General features: G+C 69.8%; 16 protein-coding genes. 12 read left to right on the forward strand and 4 right to left on the reverse strand.

Translation table 11 applies throughout. From position 1 onward, the window contains the following. Positions 1-22: 22 nt before the first annotated feature. Positions 23-625 (reverse strand): DUF3515 domain-containing protein, encoded by a 603-nt coding sequence (locus tag LDQ05_RS00790; protein ID WP_226434991.1) that lies wholly within the window; start codon positions 623-625, stop codon positions 23-25. Positions 626-789: 164 nt separating this feature from the next. On the opposite strand from LDQ05_RS00790, the gene LDQ05_RS00795 reads away from it, so the two are divergent. The 3 genes from LDQ05_RS00795 to LDQ05_RS00805 are packed head-to-tail and all read left to right on the forward strand — an operon-like array spanning position 790 to position 3,054. Then, positions 790-1,779 carry a thiamine-phosphate kinase gene (locus LDQ05_RS00795; protein ID WP_226434992.1) on the forward strand — a complete coding sequence of 330 codons (990 nt, stop codon included), beginning with the start codon at positions 790-792 and terminating at the stop codon, positions 1,777-1,779. Positions 1,780-1,789: 10 nt separating this feature from the next. Beyond that, on the forward strand, positions 1,790-2,311 hold the full coding sequence (locus tag LDQ05_RS00800) for a gamma carbonic anhydrase family protein (protein ID WP_226434993.1): 522 nt from the start codon (positions 1,790-1,792) through the stop codon (positions 2,309-2,311). A gap of 44 nt (positions 2,312-2,355) precedes the next feature. Next, a complete protein-coding gene (locus LDQ05_RS00805; protein WP_226434994.1) occupies positions 2,356-3,054 on the forward strand; it encodes a uracil-DNA glycosylase in 699 nt (232 codons plus the stop codon). A gap of 20 nt (positions 3,055-3,074) precedes the next feature. On the opposite strand, the gene LDQ05_RS00810 is transcribed toward LDQ05_RS00805, so the two are convergent. Both LDQ05_RS00810 and rpmB read right to left on the reverse strand, forming a co-directional pair. Then, positions 3,075-3,869: an enoyl-CoA hydratase/isomerase family protein gene (locus tag LDQ05_RS00810; protein ID WP_226434995.1), complete on the reverse strand. Its 795-nt coding sequence runs from the start codon at positions 3,867-3,869 to the stop codon at positions 3,075-3,077. Between the two features lie 84 nt (positions 3,870-3,953). After that, on the reverse strand, positions 3,954-4,145 hold the full coding sequence (gene rpmB, locus LDQ05_RS00815) for a 50S ribosomal protein L28 (RefSeq protein ID WP_226434996.1): 192 nt from the start codon (positions 4,143-4,145) through the stop codon (positions 3,954-3,956). Positions 4,146-4,386: 241 nt separating this feature from the next. On the opposite strand from rpmB, the gene LDQ05_RS00820 reads away from it, so the two are divergent. Together LDQ05_RS00820 and recG are read left to right on the forward strand one after the other, a co-directional pair. Continuing rightward, on the forward strand, positions 4,387-6,009 hold the full coding sequence (locus LDQ05_RS00820) for a DAK2 domain-containing protein (RefSeq protein ID WP_226435082.1): 1,623 nt from the start codon (positions 4,387-4,389) through the stop codon (positions 6,007-6,009). 42 nt (positions 6,010-6,051) lie between these two features. Then, the gene (recG, locus tag LDQ05_RS00825) at positions 6,052-8,352 is read left to right on the forward strand and encodes an ATP-dependent DNA helicase RecG (protein ID WP_226434997.1); all 2,301 of its coding nucleotides are present in this window, start codon (positions 6,052-6,054) and stop codon (positions 8,350-8,352) included. Positions 8,353-8,402: 50 nt separating this feature from the next. Here the strand turns inward: recG and LDQ05_RS00830 are convergent, their stop codons facing one another. Beyond that, positions 8,403-8,945, reverse strand: coding sequence for a dihydrofolate reductase family protein (locus tag LDQ05_RS00830; protein ID WP_226434998.1), 543 nt, complete (start codon positions 8,943-8,945; stop codon positions 8,403-8,405). Between the two features lie 265 nt (positions 8,946-9,210). On the opposite strand from LDQ05_RS00830, the gene LDQ05_RS00835 reads away from it, so the two are divergent. The 7 genes from LDQ05_RS00835 to rnc all read left to right on the forward strand — a co-directional run bounded on the left by LDQ05_RS00835 (position 9,211) and on the right by rnc (position 16,343). After that, on the forward strand, positions 9,211-12,612 hold the full coding sequence (locus LDQ05_RS00835) for a pyruvate carboxylase (protein ID WP_226434999.1): 3,402 nt from the start codon (positions 9,211-9,213) through the stop codon (positions 12,610-12,612). 31 nt (positions 12,613-12,643) lie between these two features. Beyond that, positions 12,644-13,210 carry a 16S rRNA (guanine(966)-N(2))-methyltransferase RsmD gene (rsmD, locus tag LDQ05_RS00840; RefSeq protein WP_226435000.1) on the forward strand — a complete coding sequence of 189 codons (567 nt, stop codon included), beginning with the start codon at positions 12,644-12,646 and terminating at the stop codon, positions 13,208-13,210. Next, entirely contained in the window at positions 13,207-13,698 is a 492-nt protein-coding gene (coaD, locus tag LDQ05_RS00845) for a pantetheine-phosphate adenylyltransferase (RefSeq protein WP_226435001.1), read from the forward strand. Before rsmD ends, coaD begins: the two co-directional genes overlap by 4 nt. Before the next feature lie 122 nt (positions 13,699-13,820). Beyond that, complete coding sequence (locus LDQ05_RS00850; RefSeq protein ID WP_226435002.1) at positions 13,821-14,579, forward strand: DivIVA domain-containing protein; 759 nt, start codon at positions 13,821-13,823, stop codon at positions 14,577-14,579. 152 nt (positions 14,580-14,731) lie between these two features. After that, positions 14,732-15,346, forward strand: coding sequence for a YceD family protein (locus LDQ05_RS00855; RefSeq protein ID WP_372460998.1), 615 nt, complete (start codon positions 14,732-14,734; stop codon positions 15,344-15,346). Positions 15,347-15,348: 2 nt separating this feature from the next. Next, a complete protein-coding gene (rpmF, locus tag LDQ05_RS00860) occupies positions 15,349-15,531 on the forward strand; it encodes a 50S ribosomal protein L32 (protein ID WP_226435004.1) in 183 nt (60 codons plus the stop codon). 14 nt (positions 15,532-15,545) lie between these two features. After that, positions 15,546-16,343, forward strand: coding sequence for a ribonuclease III (gene rnc, locus LDQ05_RS00865; RefSeq protein WP_226435005.1), 798 nt, complete (start codon positions 15,546-15,548; stop codon positions 16,341-16,343). Positions 16,344-16,345: the final 2 nt, after the last annotated feature.

Here is a 16,345-nt window from a genome sequence, read left to right on the forward strand (position 1 = left end):
AGCTACCAGAAGTGCGCACGGGTCAGTTGCCGGAGATCGGGGCCGGGTCGATGTCCTGCTGCGGGAGTGTTTCCGCGATCGCCTTCGACACGTCCTGCAGCGGTGTCGGTCCCGAACCGTCGGGGACGGTCAACGCGACGTAGACGGGACGGTCCACCACGAACCAGGTGCTGGCGTCGATGCCCTGGTCGGCACCCGACACCTCGAACCACTGCACACCGTCGACGATCTGCAGGGCGGCGGCCTGATCGAACTCGTCGGGACGATCGAGTCCGCACCGCAACACGACCTCTGCCGCGTCCGGATCCTGCCAGGCCGCCGCACCCACCGGCGCGGGATCGGCCAGGTCGGCCCGTGCGAAATCACCCATCCGCTCGGGGAGCGACCCGAGCAGGTCCGTGCACGACCCGGACTCCGCCTCGGGTGCGGGAACGGGGCCGAGACCGACCGTTCCCGTCGCGGGGCTGCGTCCCACCATGACCGCCGCGACCACCACGCCGACGAGCAACGCCACCGGCAGCGCGATCGCCGTCGCGATCACCGCCGGATGTCTGCCCTCGGCCTTCGGGGTGCCCCCGTCGTCGCTGGCGTTCCGGTCGGGTTCGGGGGAATCGGATTCGGTCATGGCTTCCTGCGTTTCGGTTGTGCGGGATTCGGGTGACCCGCCGGGCTCGGTGGCGTCGAGCCGACGGGTAGCGTGAACCGAAACTATCAGTGCTTCGAGGGCGCATGCCCGGTCGTGGGCAGGTCACGCACCGACCCCGGTGTGAGAAGGAGGCGACCGTCACAGTGACAGATCCGGTCGGGCCCACTGTCGCAGAGGTCGGCGAGTTCCCCACCATCGCCCGCGCGACCGCAGGGCGACGGCAACCGGTGTCGACCCTGGTCGGTCCCGGGCACGACGCGGCTCTCGTCGCCGCACCGGACGGTCGCGTCGCGGTGTCGACCGACATGCTCGTCGAGGGACGGCACTTCCGCCTCGACTGGTCGACGCCCCGACAGGTGGGACGCAAAGCGGTCGCGCAGAACGGTGCCGACGTCGCCGCGATGGGAGCGCGACCCACCGCGTTCCTGGTCGGGCTCGGCTGCCCACCCGACACGCCCGTCTCCGTCCTCGACGAGATCTCCGCCGGGATCGGGGAGGCCGCCGAAGAACTCGGTGCGGGTGTCGTCGGCGGCGACCTGGTGCAGGCGGATCAGGTGATCGTCGCGGTCACCGTCCTCGGTGACCTCGGAGGACACGCACCCCTGCTGCGGTCGGGGGCGCGCCCCGGCGACACCGTCGCGCTCGCCGGGAGCACCGGCCGGTCCGCGGCGGGACTGGCGCTGCTGCTCGCCGGGAACGACGGTTTCCCCGAACTCGTCGATGCCCACCGTGAACCCACCCCGCCGTACGCGGCGGGCCCGGCGGCGACCGTCGCCGGCGCCGTCGCCGGCACCGACATCTCCGACGGCCTGCTCGCCGACCTCGGCCACATCGCGGAGGCGTCCGGGGTGCGGATCACCTTGGACCCGGACCGCCTGGAACCCGCAGCACCGATCGGGGCTGCTGCGGCCGCGCTCGGTGCAGATCCGTGGGAGTGGGTCCTCACCGGTGGCGAGGACCACGCACTCGCCGCGTGCTTCCCGCCCGATGTACCGCTGCCCGACGAGTGGCACCGGATCGGGGTGGTCGAGGACGGTCACGGCGTGACCGTCGCCGGCAGTCCGCACCCCGGGCCGGGTGGGTGGCAGAGCTTCACGCCGCCACCCCGGAGCGACACGGACGTCTCGAGATAGGTTTGCGCGCATGGCTGTCTACGCTCTCGGCGATCGTGTCCCCGACATCCACCCCGACGCGTGGGTGCATCCCGACGCGGTGGTGATCGGTGCCGTGACGCTCGGTGCCCGCGCGTCGGTGTGGCCCACCGCGGTGCTGCGCGGTGACTACGGCACGATCACCGTCGGCGAGGAAACCAACATCCAGGACGGCACGATCATCCATTGCACCGCGGTCGAACCGACGGTCATCGGTGCCCGCTGCGTGGTCGGACACAACGCGCACATCGAGGGCGCGACGATCGGTGACGGCGCGCTCATCGGCTCGGGCTCGCTCGTGCTCAACGGTTCGGCGATCGGTGCGGGCGCGCAGGTCGCTGCGGGCGCGCTCGTCCCGCCGCGTTTCGAGCTCCCGCCCCGTCGCATGGCGATGGGCATCCCCGCAAAGATCCGGGACGGATTCGAGGTGCCCGAGGGCACGTTCGAGCCCAACGCGAAGATGTACGCCGCGAACGCCGACTACTACCGCACGGCGCTCCGCCGCATCGACTGAGCCGACCGAGCAGTGTTCCGTCCCCGACCACCGGAGTTGCACACGTGACCGACCAGACCGCCGAGCGTGCTCCCAGGCCGCTGTCGGACCTCATCGATCCCGGCTGGGCCGACGCGCTCGCGCCCGTCGCCGACGACATCGCGGCCATGGGGTCCTTCCTGCGGGCCGAGCTCGCCGCGGGGCATCGGTACCTGCCCTCCGGCGACAACGTGCTCCGCGCCTTCACCCACCCCTTCGATCGGGTGAAGGTGCTGATCGTCGGGCAGGATCCGTACCCGACGCCCGGGCACGCCGTGGGGTTGAGCTTCTCGGTGGCGCCGGAGGTGTCACCGATCCCGCGGAGCCTGTCGAACATCTACCGCGAGTACAGCGAGGACCTGGGGCTACCCACCCCGTCGAACGGTGATCTGTCGCCGTGGACGGAGCAGGGCGTGCTCTTGCTCAACCGGGTCCTCACCGTGCGGCCGGGCGCCCCGGCGTCGCACCGGGGGAAGGGATGGGAGCGAGTGACGGAACAGGCGATCCGCGCGCTCGTCGCCCGCGACCTCCCGCTCGTCGCGATCCTGTGGGGCCGCGATGCCGCGACCCTCCGGCCGATGCTCGGGAACGTTCCGTCGATCGAGTCGGCGCATCCCTCACCGCTGTCGGCGTCGCGTGGATTCTTCGGCTCCCGCCCGTTCAGCCGCGCGGACGAGTTGCTCGTCGCCCAGGGCGCGGAACCGGTGGACTGGCGACTCGCCTGACCACCGGTCCGTTCCGCGGGTCAGTGGACGGACTGCACCGACCCCCAGTCGGGGCGGCGCTTCTCGACGAACGCGTCCACACCCTCGATTCCGGTGGGTGTCACCGATGCCGCCGAGATCGACGCGGCCTCGGCGTCGAGTTGCTCCGAGAGTGAACGTGCCACCGAATCGTTGATCAGACGTCGGATGCCGGCGTAGGCGGCGGTCGGTCCGTGCGCGAGGGTGCGGGCGAGGCGCAGTGCTTCCGCCGGGACCTCGTCGTCGGCCACGATACGGCTGAGCAGCCCCAGCCGCACGGCCTCGTCCGCGCCGATCACCGCATCGGTGAGGATCAGTTCGCGGGCGCGGGCCAGGCCGACGACCTTCGGAAGCATCCAGGACATGCCGCCGTCGGGGGTGAACCCGATGGACGGGTAGGCGGCGCGCAGTTTCGTGCCGGGGCCGCCGAGTGCGACGTCGGCGTGCAGCACCAGGCTCATGCCCGCGCCGGCCGCCCACCCCTGGACGGCGGCGACGACGGGCACGCCGACGCCGTGGATCTCGCGGACGAAGTCGTGGAAGAGGTTCGCGACGTCGAGCAGATGCGCGGCACGGTCCCCGGCGGCCGCGAAACCGTGGACGTTGCCGCCGGCGCAGAAGTTCGCGCCCTCGCCGACGAGCAGCACGGCGCCGATGTCGGGGCCGGCCGCGCGCAGTGCCGCGATGCCCTGTTGCATTCCGTCGGGCGACAGGGAGGCGCCGTTCTCGGCCGTGGCCACTGCGATCAGCAGGACTCCGTCTTCCACCCGCACGTGGGACTGGTTGTTATCGGTCACCGGGGCACCATATCGGCACGCAATACGAATGTCGAAGGCCCCCGGCGCATTTCGCGCCGGGGGCCTTCGCGTAGGATCTGTTGCTCAGCCGCGGACGACCTTGCCTGCCTTCAGGCAGGAGGTGCACACGTTGATCTTGCGCGTGGTGCCCGGGGCGACCTGGGCGCGGACGCTCTGGATGTTCGGGTTCCAGCGACGGTTGGTCCGCCGGTGCGAGTGCGAGACCGACTTCCCGAAGCCGGGGCCCTTGGCGCATACGTCGCAGACGGCAGCCATGTCGCGAACTCCTTGTGTCTAGTGGATATTTCTGTCTGTGGTACCTGGACACGGGGAACACAGCCACCCGTGCGCGGCAACCCGGCCAGCTTACCGAATCGAGGTCCCGATGGCCAAACCGGCTCCGCCTGCGCGACGCGACTACTCTTTCGGCTGAGAACCGGACGAGCTGAGCGAAGCCGAGAGAACCGGAGAGAGGGTTGATCGTGTGCACGAACGCGGTGGACGCGTCGACGGGCGGATGCTGCGCCGGTGGGCGGAGTCGGGCGTCGACACCCTCGCCGAGCGTTGCCACGAGATCAACACACTCAACGTGTTCCCGGTTCCCGACGGAGACACCGGCACGAATCTGCTGATCACGTTCCGTGCCGCCGTCGGCGAACTCGGTGACCCGGTGGACGGTGCCCGCACCGCGTCCGGGGTTGCGGAAGCCCTCGCACGGGGCGCGTTCACCGGCGCCCGCGGCAACTCGGGGATGATCCTCGCGCAGATCCTGCGGGGTCTCGCCGACGCGGTCGCCGGGGCGGAGACCATCGACGGTGACGACATCGCGCGGGCGCTGAGCCGGGCGGGCGACACCGTCACCGCAGCGTTGAGCGCACCCGCGGACGGAACGATCGTCAGCGTCCTGCACGCCGCAGCACGCGGCGCCGTCGCCGCGGCCGGGACGGCGGCAGCCGAGCGGGTGATCGCGGCGGCGGACGCCGCCGAGGCCGCGCTGGTCGAGACTCCGTCGCAGCTCGACGTGCTGGCACGCGCCGGTGTCGTCGACGCGGGCGGTCTGGGTCTGCTGGTGCTGCTGGACTGCCTCGTCGAGGTCGTGACCGGCCGGCGTCCCCAGCGGACGCTGGCGTTGACCGTCGAACCCGCACCGGCCTCCCGGACATCGGTTCACGGTCACCAGCACCTCGGAGCGGACGCGCACCACGGCGACACCGCGGACCAGGACTACGAGGTGATGTATCTCGTCGACGGCTCCGACCGCCAGCGCATCGACGCGTTGCGGAGGCGGCTCGACGAACTCGGGGACTCGGTGGCCGTCGTCGGCGACGGAGCGGCCGGGTGGTCGGTGCACGTGCACTGCTGCGACCCCGGTGCGGCCGTCGAGGCGGGTGCCGCGGCGGGCCGGCTCCGCCGGATCACGATCACGTGTTTCGCGCTGGAGGCCGCGCGCGGCGGAGTCTGCACGACCGCGGAGTCGCGGCACGACGGCCGCGCGGTGCTCACCGTCGTCGACGGGGACGGTGCCGGAGCCCTGTTCGGTGCGGAGGGCGCGACCGTCCTGCACTGCGACGGACCGTGTGGGCCGCGGCGGATCCTCGACGCGATCCGCGCGATGCCCAGTCGCGATGTGCTCGTGCTGCCCAACGGGTCGGTGACCGCGCAGGACGTGGTGGCGCTGGGCGCGCAGGTCCGTGACGGCGCCCGCGAGGTGATGTTCCTGCCGAGCGCGTCGATGGTGCAGGGACTCGCTGCTCTCGCGGTGCACGACGCGCGCCGCGCGGCCGTCGACGATGCGTACGCGATGTCCGAGGCGGCGGCCGCGACTCGCTGGGGGTCGTTGAAGATCGCCACGGAACGGGCGCTGACCTGGGTCGGAACGTGTGAGCCGGGCGATGCGCTCGGCTCGGCCGGGCACGATGTCGTAGTCATCGAGCATGATCTACCGGCAGCGGGTGTGTCGCTGCTCGACAAGTTGCTCGCCGCGGGTGGTGAGCTCGTGACGATGCTCGTCGGTGACGGCGCTCCCGCCGACCTCGCCGAGCAACTGACCCGCCACCTCGACGACCGTCACCCCGAACTGGAGGTCGTGGTGTATCACGGGGGTCAGCGCAGCGACCTGCTGCAGCTCGGCGTCGAGTGACGGTGGCCGCGCCGGCCACCGCCCGGAACGGAAAGGACGGCCGTGGCCACACTCGCGGACCGACTCGATCATCTCCTCGGCAGGAAGACCGCCGATGCGCTCGCCGAGGCGTTCGGGATGACCACCGTCGAGGATCTGCTGCGGCACTACCCGCACCGCTATGCCACGCAGGGCGCAGAACTCGGCGACGATCAGCCCCCCGCAGGGCAGCACATCACGATCATCGCCCGCGTCGAATCCGCGGACGTCGTCCCGATGAAGTCGCGGGCGGGGCACCGGCTCGCGGTGCGGTTGCGTTCCGACAAGCACACGATCGACGTGACGTTCTTCAACCCGCACAAGGTCAAGCACAACATCCGGCCAGGTGTCCGCGCCATGTTCTCGGGCACCGTCAAGTACTTCCGCGACAAGTGGAGCCTGACGCACCCGAGCTATCTCGTGCTCCCCGAGGTGCGCGAGGACGTCCTGGAGCCGGTTCCGGCACCGAGGGTGCGCGGCGCCGGCGACCTCGCCGGTCTGGCCCGCGCGTCGCAGGGTGGCGACGGCCTCGACCTGTCCGTCTTCGAGCGATCACTCATCCCGATGTACCGGGCGACCCGGGACGTCGAGTCGTGGACGGTGCTGCGTTGCGTCCGGCAGGTGCTCGACCAGCTCGACACCGTCGACGATCCGCTTCCCGAGGAGGTACGCAGCGAACACGGGCTGCTCGGCCTCGACGCGGCGCTGCGCGCGGTGCATCTGCCCGACAGCAAGGAGGACGTCGGTAGCGCCCGCGAACGACTGCGATTCGACGAGGCCGCGGCCGTGCAGTTGGTGCTGGCCCGCCGTCGCCGCGACGTGGGGGTGCGCACGGCGCCGGGCTGCCCGCGGCGGAGCGGCGGGATCGCCGACGAGTTCGATGCGCGGCTGCCGTTCGAGTTGACCGCCGGTCAGCTCGCCGTCGCCGAGGACATCGCCTCCGACCTGTCCGGCAGCCACCCGATGAACCGCCTCCTGCAGGGCGAGGTGGGTTCCGGCAAGACCATCGTCGCGCTGCGGGCGATGTTGCAGGTGATCGACGCCGGGCACCAGTGTGTGCTGCTCGCACCCACCGAGGTGCTCGCCGCGCAACACGCCCGGTCGTTGACGGGCATGCTCGGCGACCTCGCGGCGGCCGGTGAACTCGATGGCCACGAACACGCGACCCGCGTGACGCTGGTGACGGGGTCGATGGGGGTCGCCCGCAAGCGACAGGCACTGCTCGACGCGGTGTCCGGCGACGCGGGCATCGTCATCGGTACCCACGCCCTGATCCAGGACAACGTGCAGTTCGCCGATCTGGGGCTCGTCGTGATCGACGAGCAGCACCGTTTCGGGGTCGAGCAACGCGACGAACTGCGGTCGCGGGGGCGCGACGGTGCCTCACCGCACGTCCTGGTCATGACCGCCACCCCGATTCCGCGGACGATCGCGATGACGGTGCTCGGCGATCTCGAGGTGTCGACGCTCACCGAGTTGCCGCGGGGACGGTCACCGATCGTCAGTCGGGTGGTCGCTGCGAAGGTGCATCCGTCGTGGGTGGACCGGGCGTGGGAACGGATCCGGGAGGAGGTCGCGGACGGTCGGCAGGCCTACGTCGTGTGCTCGCGTATCGGTGAGGACGACGACGGAGACGAGGATGCGTTCGACCCCGCCGCGATCGACGCCGCCGCTGGCGGCGGCGGTGCCGGGCGCGGACGTGCGCAGATACCCGAGACGAAGTCGGTGTTGCAGCAGTACGAGGAGCTGTCCGGAGGTCCGCTGCGCGACCTGCGCGTGGGGTTGCTGCACGGCAGGTTGCCGGGCGACGAGAAGGACGCCGTCATGCGGGACTTCAACGACGGTCGGATCGATGTGCTGGTGTGCACGACCGTCGTCGAGGTCGGTGTCGATGTCCCGAACGCCACCGTGATGGTGATCGTCGATGCCGATCGTTTCGGGGTCAGCCAGTTGCACCAGTTGCGTGGGCGCGTCGGGCGTGGCGGCCACCAGGGGCTGTGCCTCCTCGTCACCGACGCCCGGCCCGGGGCACCGTCGATGGCACGTCTCGAGGCGGTCGCCGCCACCACCGACGGGTTCGAACTGGCCCAACTCGACCTGCAGTTGCGCCGGGAAGGCGACGTGCTGGGGGTGGCGCAGTCCGGCACTGCGACGACGCTGCGTCTGCTCTCGCTGGTCGACGACGTCGAGGTCATCGCCGCGGCGCAGCGGTTCGCTCGGCAGATCACCGAGGAGGATCCGGAGCTGTCCCGGCATCCCGGACTCGCGCGCATGATGGATGCCGCGCTCGACGCGGAGAGGGTCGAGTATCTCGAGAAGTCGTAGTCGCTCGGACGGACCCGGACTCGGTCCCGCCGCGCGCCGAGGTCCGGTGCTCAACGACGCAGCGCATAGGTGAGCACGGCGTTTCCCTTGCCGGTGACGGCACTGTCGACGAGCGTCAGCCTGGTGAGGGGAACCGATTCGTCGAACAGGCGCCTACCGTCGCCCGTCGCAACGGGGTGGACGGTGAGCGTGAGAGTGTCGACGACCCCGGCGAGGAAGAGCGTGCGTACGGTGTCGATCCCGCCGGCCACCGTGATACCGCCGGATCCGCTCTCCCGGAGCCGCTCGACGTACTCGACGGGATCGCCGGTGACGGCGGTGCTGTTCCAGCCGAGGTCGCCGCTGAGGCTGCCGGTGACGACGTGCTTGCGGACCGGATTGATGAAGGCACCGAACGGGTCGTCGGCTCCCGGCCAGTACTCGGACCACTCCTGCCACAGCTTCCGTCCGATGACGATGTCGGTCACGCCGTCGAGGGCGTTGCTCATCAGCTCGCCTTCTTCCGGGCCGAACGCATCGAACTGAAACCTGTCGGGGGATTCGACGACACCGTTGACGGAACTGAACAGGTGGGCGGTGATCGTGCGGGGCATGACGAAACCTTTCGTGCGGGATCCGGTGGATGTGGTGGCGGTGGATTCGGCCGACACCCACTACGGACCGCGTCGGCGTGGAAAACTCATCGTGGATCCCGACCGCCGCCGGCCCGCGCGGTGTTACGGCTCTGCGACCGTGCAGGTTTCGGGTGTGTTACCGCTTCGCCGACTGCATCGTTACAGTCCCGCGCGAACGTGATTCTGTCTCGAGATGTGGAATCCCGGGTCAGGATGGGCTGGTCGGGCGCGGTACCGTCGTCGAATGTTCTCCAAAGTGCTGGTCGCCAACCGAGGCGAGATTGCTATCCGCGCGTTCCGTGCCGCCTACGAACTGGGCGCAGGGACCGTCGCGGTGTTTCCGTATGAAGATCGCAAGTCCCTGCACCGTCTGAAGGCGGACGAGGCCTACCAGATCGGCGAGGAGGGACACCCCGTCAGGGCCTACCTGTCGGTCGACGAGATCGTCGCCGCGGCGGTGTCGGTCGGAGCCGATGCGATCTACCCGGGCTACGGCTTCCTGTCGGAGAATCCCGACCTGGCCGCAGCGTGCGAGCGTGAGGGCATCACGTTCGTCGGGCCGTCCGCGCAGATCCTGGAACTCACCGGAAACAAGGCCCGCGCGATCGCCGCCGCGAAGGCTGCGGGCCTGCCCGTGCTGGCATCGTCCGAGCCGTCCTCGGACGTCGACGCGCTGCTCGCGGCGTCGGAGTCCATGGAATTCCCCGTGTTCGTCAAGGCCGTCGCGGGAGGTGGCGGTCGCGGTATGCGGCGTGTCCTCGAGCGGTCCCAGCTGCGCGAATCGATCGAGGCCGCGTCCCGTGAGGCGGACGCCGCATTCGGTGACCCGACCGTGTTCCTCGAGCAGGCCGTCGTCAACCCGCGGCACATCGAGGTCCAGATCCTCGCCGACACACACGGCAACGTCATCCACCTGTTCGAGCGTGACTGCTCGGTGCAGCGTCGCCACCAGAAGGTCATCGAGCTCGCACCGGCACCGAACCTCGACCCCGCCCTGCGCGAACGCATCTGCTCGGACGCGGTGGCGTTCGCGAAGCAGATCGGCTACCAGTGCGCCGGCACCGTCGAGTTCCTCGTCGACGAACGCGGCAACCACGTGTTCATCGAGATGAACCCGCGCATCCAGGTCGAGCACACGGTCACCGAGGAGATCACCGACGTCGACCTGGTGCAGTCGCAGCTGCGGATCGCTGCCGGAGCGAGCCTCTCCGAACTCGGGCTCAGCCAGGACGCGATCACCATCCGCGGTGCGGCGCTCCAGTGCCGCATCACCACCGAGGACCCGGCGAACGGATTCCGGCCCGACACCGGCCGCATCACCGGGTACCGCACGCCCGGCGGCGCCGGTATCCGCCTCGACGGCGGTACCTCGGTCGGCGCGGAGGTCTCCGCTCACTTCGATTCGATGCTCGTCAAACTGACCTGCCGTGGTCGCAACCTCGATGCGGCGGTCGCCCGCGCGCGGCGCGCCGTCACCGAGTTCCGTATCCGCGGCGTCGCCACGAACATCCCGTTCCTGCAGGCGGTGCTCGACGACCCGGATTTCCGGGCCGGGAAGGTGACGACCTCGTTCATCGAGGAACGCCCTCAGCTGCTGACGTTGCGTCGCTCCGCGGACCGCGGCACCAAGATCCTCGAGTACCTCGCGGACGTGACGGTCAACAAGCCGCACGGCGAGAAGGTCGCGACGGTGTACCCGCACGACAAGCTCCCGAAGATCGATCTGGCGGCGGCGCCGGCACCCGGGTCGCGTCAGCGGCTGCTCGAACTCGGCCCGGAGGGCTTCGCCCGGGCGTTGCGTGAGCAGAAGGGCGTCGGGGTCACCGACACCACCTTCCGCGACGCCCACCAGTCGCTCCTCGCGACACGGGTGCGCAGCAAGGACCTGCTCACCGTCGCCGGTCACGTGGCGCGGATGACCCCCGAACTGCTCTCGATCGAGGCGTGGGGCGGTGCGACCTACGACGTCGGCCTGCGGTTCCTGCACGAGGATCCGTGGGAGCGGCTCGCGGCGCTGCGCGAGGCCATCCCGAACATCAACCTGCAGATGCTGCTGCGCGGGCGCAACACCGTCGGATACACGCCCTACCCGGAGGCCGTGACACGGGCGTTCGTGCAGGAGGCCGCCGACACGGGCATCGACATCTTCCGCATCTTCGACGCGCTCAACAACGTCGACCAGATGCGCCCGGCGATCGACGCGGTGCGCGCGACGGGCACCACGCTCGCCGAGGTCGCGATGTCGTACACCGGCGACCTGTCCGATCCGAACGAGACGATCTACACGCTCGACTACTACCTGAAGCTCGCCGAGCAGATCGTCGAGGCCGGTGCCCACGTGCTGGCCATCAAGGACATGGCGGGCCTGCTGCGGGCCCCCGCCGCGGCAACCCTGGTCAAGGCACTGCGCAGCAACTTCGACCTGCCCGTGCACGTGCACACCCACGACACCCCCGGCGGCCAGCTCGCAACCTACGTCGCGGCGTGGCACGCGGGCGCGGACGCTGTCGACGGCGCGTCGGCAGCGCTGGCCGGCACCACGAGCCAGCCGGCGTTGTCGGCGATCGTCGCTGCCGCCGCGCACAGCGAGTTCGACACCGGACTGGATCTGCAGGCGGTGTGTGATCTCGAGCCGTACTGGGAGGCGCTGCGCCGGGTGTACGCACCGTTCGAGTCGGGTCTGCCCGCGCCGACCGGTCGCGTCTACACCCACGAGATCCCCGGCGGCCAGCTCTCGAACCTGCGTCAGCAGGCCATTGCGCTGGGGCTCGGCGACCGTTTCGAGGACGTCGAGGCGGCGTACGCCGGCGCGGACCGTCTGCTGGGCCGGTTGATCAAGGTGACGCCGTCGTCGAAGGTCGTCGGCGACCTGGCGCTGCACCTCGTGGGTGCGGGCGTGTCGGTCGACGAGTTCGCTGCCGAGCCCGGCAAGTTCGACATCCCCGATTCGGTGGTCGGATTCCTGCGCGGTGACCTGGGCACCCCGGCCGGTGGCTGGCCCGAACCGTTCCGGAGCAAGGCGCTGTCCGGGCGTGCCGAGCCGAAGCCGGAGACCCCGCTCACCGTCGAGGACGAGAAGGGGCTCGGCGGGTCGTCGCTCGAGCGTCGCGCGACGCTCAACCGGCTGCTGTTCCCCGGCCCGGCCCGCGAGTTCGCGGAGCACCGCGAGCAGTACGGCGACACCACCGAACTGTCCGCGAACCAGTTCTTCTACGGGCTGCGGTACGGCGAGGAGCATCGGGTCAAGCTGGGCAAGGGCGTCGAGTTGCTCATCGGCCTGGAAGCGATCTCCGAGCCCGACGAACGCGGATTCCGCACGGTGATGTGCATCCTCAACGGTCAGTTGCGGCCCGTGTCGGTGCGGGACCGGTCGATCGCCGCGGAGGTTCCGGCGGCGGAGAAGGCCGATCGGAACAACCCGGGCCACGTCGCCGCTCCGTTCGCGGGCACGGTGACGCTGGTGGTCGGCGAGGGCGACACCGTCGCCGCCGGTGACACCGTCGCGACGATCGAGGCCATGAAGATGGAGGCTGCGATCACCGCGCCGCGCGGTGGCCGGGTCAACCGGGTCGCGATCGGTCCGGTGCAGCAGGTCGAGGGCGGCGATCTCCTCGTCGTGGTGTCCACGGAGGAAAGCGCCGAGTGACCCGACCCAGCCGAGTGACACGGGCGATTCCGTGACCCGGATCGTTGCGGGACGGGCCGGGGGGCGGCGCCTGAAGGTGCCGCCCCGCGGTACCCGACCCACCTCCGAGCGGGTGCGCGAGGCGTTGTTCAGTTCGCTCGATGCCCGTATCGACCTCGACGGAGCTGCCGTGCTCGACCTGTACGCAGGGTCGGGTGCTCTCGGCCTGGAGGCGCTGTCGCGCGGTGCCGGGCACGTGCTGCTCGTCGAATCCGATGCGAAGGCGTCGGCGGTGATCCGGGACAACATCGCTGCGGTGGCACTGACCGGGGCGGTCCTGCGGACCGCCCCGGTCGCCGCCGTCGTGGCGGCGACCGCCGATCGCGTCTACGACGTGGTGTTCGCGGATCCCCCGTACGCGGTGGGGGAGCAGGCGGTGCACGGTGTGCTCGAGGCACTGGCGGCGCACGGCTGGGTGGACGAGGACTCGATCGTGGTTCTCGAGCGGTCCGCGCGGTCGCCCGAGACACGCTGGCCCGCCGGCTACACGCCGGGACGGACCCGGAAGTACGGGGAGACCCGCATCGAGATCGCCGACTGTTACGGTGCTGACCCATGAGCCGCGCCGTCTGTCCAGGATCCTTCGACCCGGTCACCAACGGGCACCTCGATGTCATCGGCCGAACATCGCTGCAGTTCGATGAACTCGTGGTCACCGTCATGATCAACCCCAACAAACGGGGCATGTTCACCGTCGACGAACGTCTCGAGATGCTCGCCGACGCCACCGCCCACCTCGGCAATGTGCGGGTGGATTCGTGGCAGGGCCTGCTCGTCGACTACGCGCAGGCCAACGGGATCTCCGCGATCGTGAAGGGTCTGCGTGGCGCGAACGACTTCGACTACGAACTGCAGATGGCGCAGATGAACCACAAGCTCACCGGTGTGGACACGTTGTTCGTCGCCACCAACCCCACGTTCAGCTACCTGTCGAGTTCCCTGGTCAAGGAAGTCGCCACGTACGGCGGTGACGTGACGGACATGCTTCCGGAGAAGGTGCACCAGCGGTTGCTCGCCCGCATCGCCGAACGCGCCGCGCAGCGGTGATTCTCCACCCGATCGTGACCGACACGCCCCCGCGCGTGATCCGTGTCGACCCCGGTGCTACGGCAGACTGGAGCGCGGCACGGTCGCAGCGGCCGTTCCGTCGATCATGATTGGGGTAGGGCGTGTACCGGGTATTCGAGGCACTCGACGAACTTGTCGCGATCGTCGAAGAAGCGCGCGGCGTTCCGATGACCGCCAGCTGTGTGGTTCCGCGGGGAGACGTGCTCGAGCTTCTCGACGACGTCCGTGATGCCATTCCGGCGGAACTCGACGACGCCCAGGACGTACTCGATCATCGCGACAAGTTGATCGGCGACGCGCGCATGCAGGCCGACAAGACCGTCGGCGACGCCGACGAATCGGCCCGCACGATGCTCGACGACGCCCGCGCCGACGCCGATCGGATGCTCGCGGACGCGAAGGCGCAGGCCGACCGCATGGTGCAGGAGGCGCGGGCGCACGCCGACGACCTCGTCGCGGACGCGCAGGCGCAGGCGCGTGACCTCGTCACCGACGCACAGAACCAGTACGAGAACGTCACCGGGCGTGCACGTGCGGAAGCGGACCGGATGATCGAGGCCGGCAAGGCGTCGTACGACCGGTCGGTGGCGGACGGCGAGGCGGAGCAGGCACGGCTGGTGTCCCAGACGGAGGTCGTGCAGGCCGCGCACGCCGAGTCGGCGCGCGTCATCGACGGTGCGCACGCCGAGTCGGACCGGTTGCGCACCGAGTGCGACGAGTACGTCGACGGCAAGCTCGCCGAGTTCGAGGAGTTCCTGGGCACCACGATGCGGTCGGTGGGCCGCGGGCGTCAGCAACTGCGGGTGTCGGGGGTGCCGGACTACGCAGAGGCCGACCATCGCGCGGGCTGGCGGCGGTGACCGTGCCGGCGAGGGTCGCCGACGGGCCGGTTCGCTGCTGACGCGGTGACCTGCGGTGACGTTCGGGTGGTTTCCGGTTCGGTGGCGTCGTCGCGTACCATGGCAGGGTTGCCCAGTGATTTTTCCACCGACATCGTGAAAGTGAGACAGTCGTGCCTACCCACCGTCCCGGCGCTGCGGGTCCCGACCGGGATTCCGGACTCGTGCTGGATACGCTCTCCCTCGGGCGGCGCCCGGGGTCGACGCGCACGGTGCAGCGGCACGCTCCGTCACCGTCGCACATCGGTCTCGATCTGATCGCGATCGAGGAGGGGGCCGACATCGACCTGGACCTCAGGTTGGAGTCGGTGTCCGAGGGCGTACTGGTCACCGGTACAGTTCGTGCCGACACCGTCGGAGAATGCTCGCGATGCCTCGAGTCGTTCACCGACGAGGTGAGCTTGTATCTCACCGAGCTGTTCGCCTACCCGAACAGCGTCACCGACCGGACCACCGACGACGACGAGATCCATCGGGTCGAGGACGATCTGATCGATCTCGAGCCGGTTCTGGTCGACGCGGTCGGACTGGAGCTTCCTCTGCAGCCGTTGTGCAGCGACGACTGTGCGGGATTGTGCTCCGAATGCGGTATTCGCCTGGCGATTGCGGATTCGGACCACGGGCATGAGATAATGGATCCTCGCTGGGCTGGGTTGGCAGCCGCGTTCGGCGCAGGCTCCGAAGAACCCAGCAGTGCATCCGAGAGCAAGAGCAACGAGGAGAAGTAGACGTGGCCGTCCCCAAGCGCAGAATGTCGCGTTCCAACACCCGGTCGCGGCGCAGCCAGTGGAACACCACTGCGCCGACGCTCGTCACCTGCCAGAACCGTGGCTGCGGCGAGAAGAAGCTGCCCCACGTGGCGTGCCCGACGTGCGGCACGTACAACGGCCGTCAGGTGACCTCTCCTGCCTGATCATCGGTAGTCACGTGACGAGCAAGTCGATCGATACCACGCCCGAGGGCGGCGAGGCGGACCACACGTCCCTCCTCGCCGCCCTCGGCGTCCCTCTGGAACCCGAACTGTTGACCCTGGCGCTGACCCACCGTTCGTACGCGTACGAACACGGTGGTCTGCCGACCAACGAGCGCCTCGAATTTCTCGGCGACGCCGTGCTGGGCCTGACGGTCACGGAGAAGCTCTATCTGACCCACCCCGACAAACCCGAGGGGGAACTCGCCAAGATCCGTGCGAGCGTCGTGAACATGCACGCTCTCGCCGATGTTGCGCGAGGTCTCGGCGACGGTGGTCTGGGGGTGCATCTGCTGCTCGGAAAAGGTGAGGAACTCACCGGCGGGCGGGACAAGGCGAGCATCCTCGCCGACGGCATGGAGTCGTTGCTCGGTGCCGTCCACCTGCAGCACGGCATCGATGTGGCACGCGAGGTGGTGCTACGCCTGTTCGCGGAACTCCTCGAACGCGGTCCGCGGCTCGGAGCCGGCCTCGACTGGAAGACCAGCCTGCAGGAGCTGACCGCCGAACGTGGCGCGGGGGTACCCGCGTACGAGATCACCGCGACGGGGCCCGACCACGACAAGGAGTTCACGGCCACCGCGATCATCGCGGGTGAGTCACTCGGAGTCGGCGTCGGTCGCACCAAGAAGGAAGCCGAACAGAAGGCTGCCGCCACGGCGTGGCAGACGCTGTCCGGACGGTCCGACGGGGACCAGGCGACCGAGTCAGCGCAGAACACCGACGTCGACGCCCCGGCGGACCAGTCCCGGTAACC

The organism is Rhodococcus yananensis (genome assembly GCF_020515525.1).
Classification (GTDB): Bacteria; Actinomycetota; Actinomycetes; order Mycobacteriales; family Mycobacteriaceae; genus Rhodococcus; species Rhodococcus yananensis.

Bases quoted from the DNA above. Each gene is read 5' to 3' on its own strand.
- LDQ05_RS00835 (WP_226434999.1), top strand. From the start codon at position 9,211: ATGTTCTCCAAAGTGCTGGTCGCCAACCGAGGCGAGATTGCTATCCGC.
- coaD (WP_226435001.1), top strand. From the start codon at position 13,207: ATGAGCCGCGCCGTCTGTCCAGGATCCTTCGACCCGGTCACCAACGGG.
- LDQ05_RS00800 (WP_226434993.1), top strand. From the start codon at position 1,790: ATGGCTGTCTACGCTCTCGGCGATCGTGTCCCCGACATCCACCCCGAC.
- LDQ05_RS00790 (WP_226434991.1), bottom strand. From the start codon at position 625: ATGACCGAATCCGATTCCCCCGAACCCGACCGGAACGCCAGCGACGAC.
- LDQ05_RS00820 (WP_226435082.1), top strand. From the start codon at position 4,387: ATGCTGCGCCGGTGGGCGGAGTCGGGCGTCGACACCCTCGCCGAGCGT.
- LDQ05_RS00830 (WP_226434998.1), bottom strand. From the start codon at position 8,945: ATGCCCCGCACGATCACCGCCCACCTGTTCAGTTCCGTCAACGGTGTC.
- rpmB (WP_226434996.1), bottom strand. From the start codon at position 4,145: ATGGCTGCCGTCTGCGACGTATGCGCCAAGGGCCCCGGCTTCGGGAAG.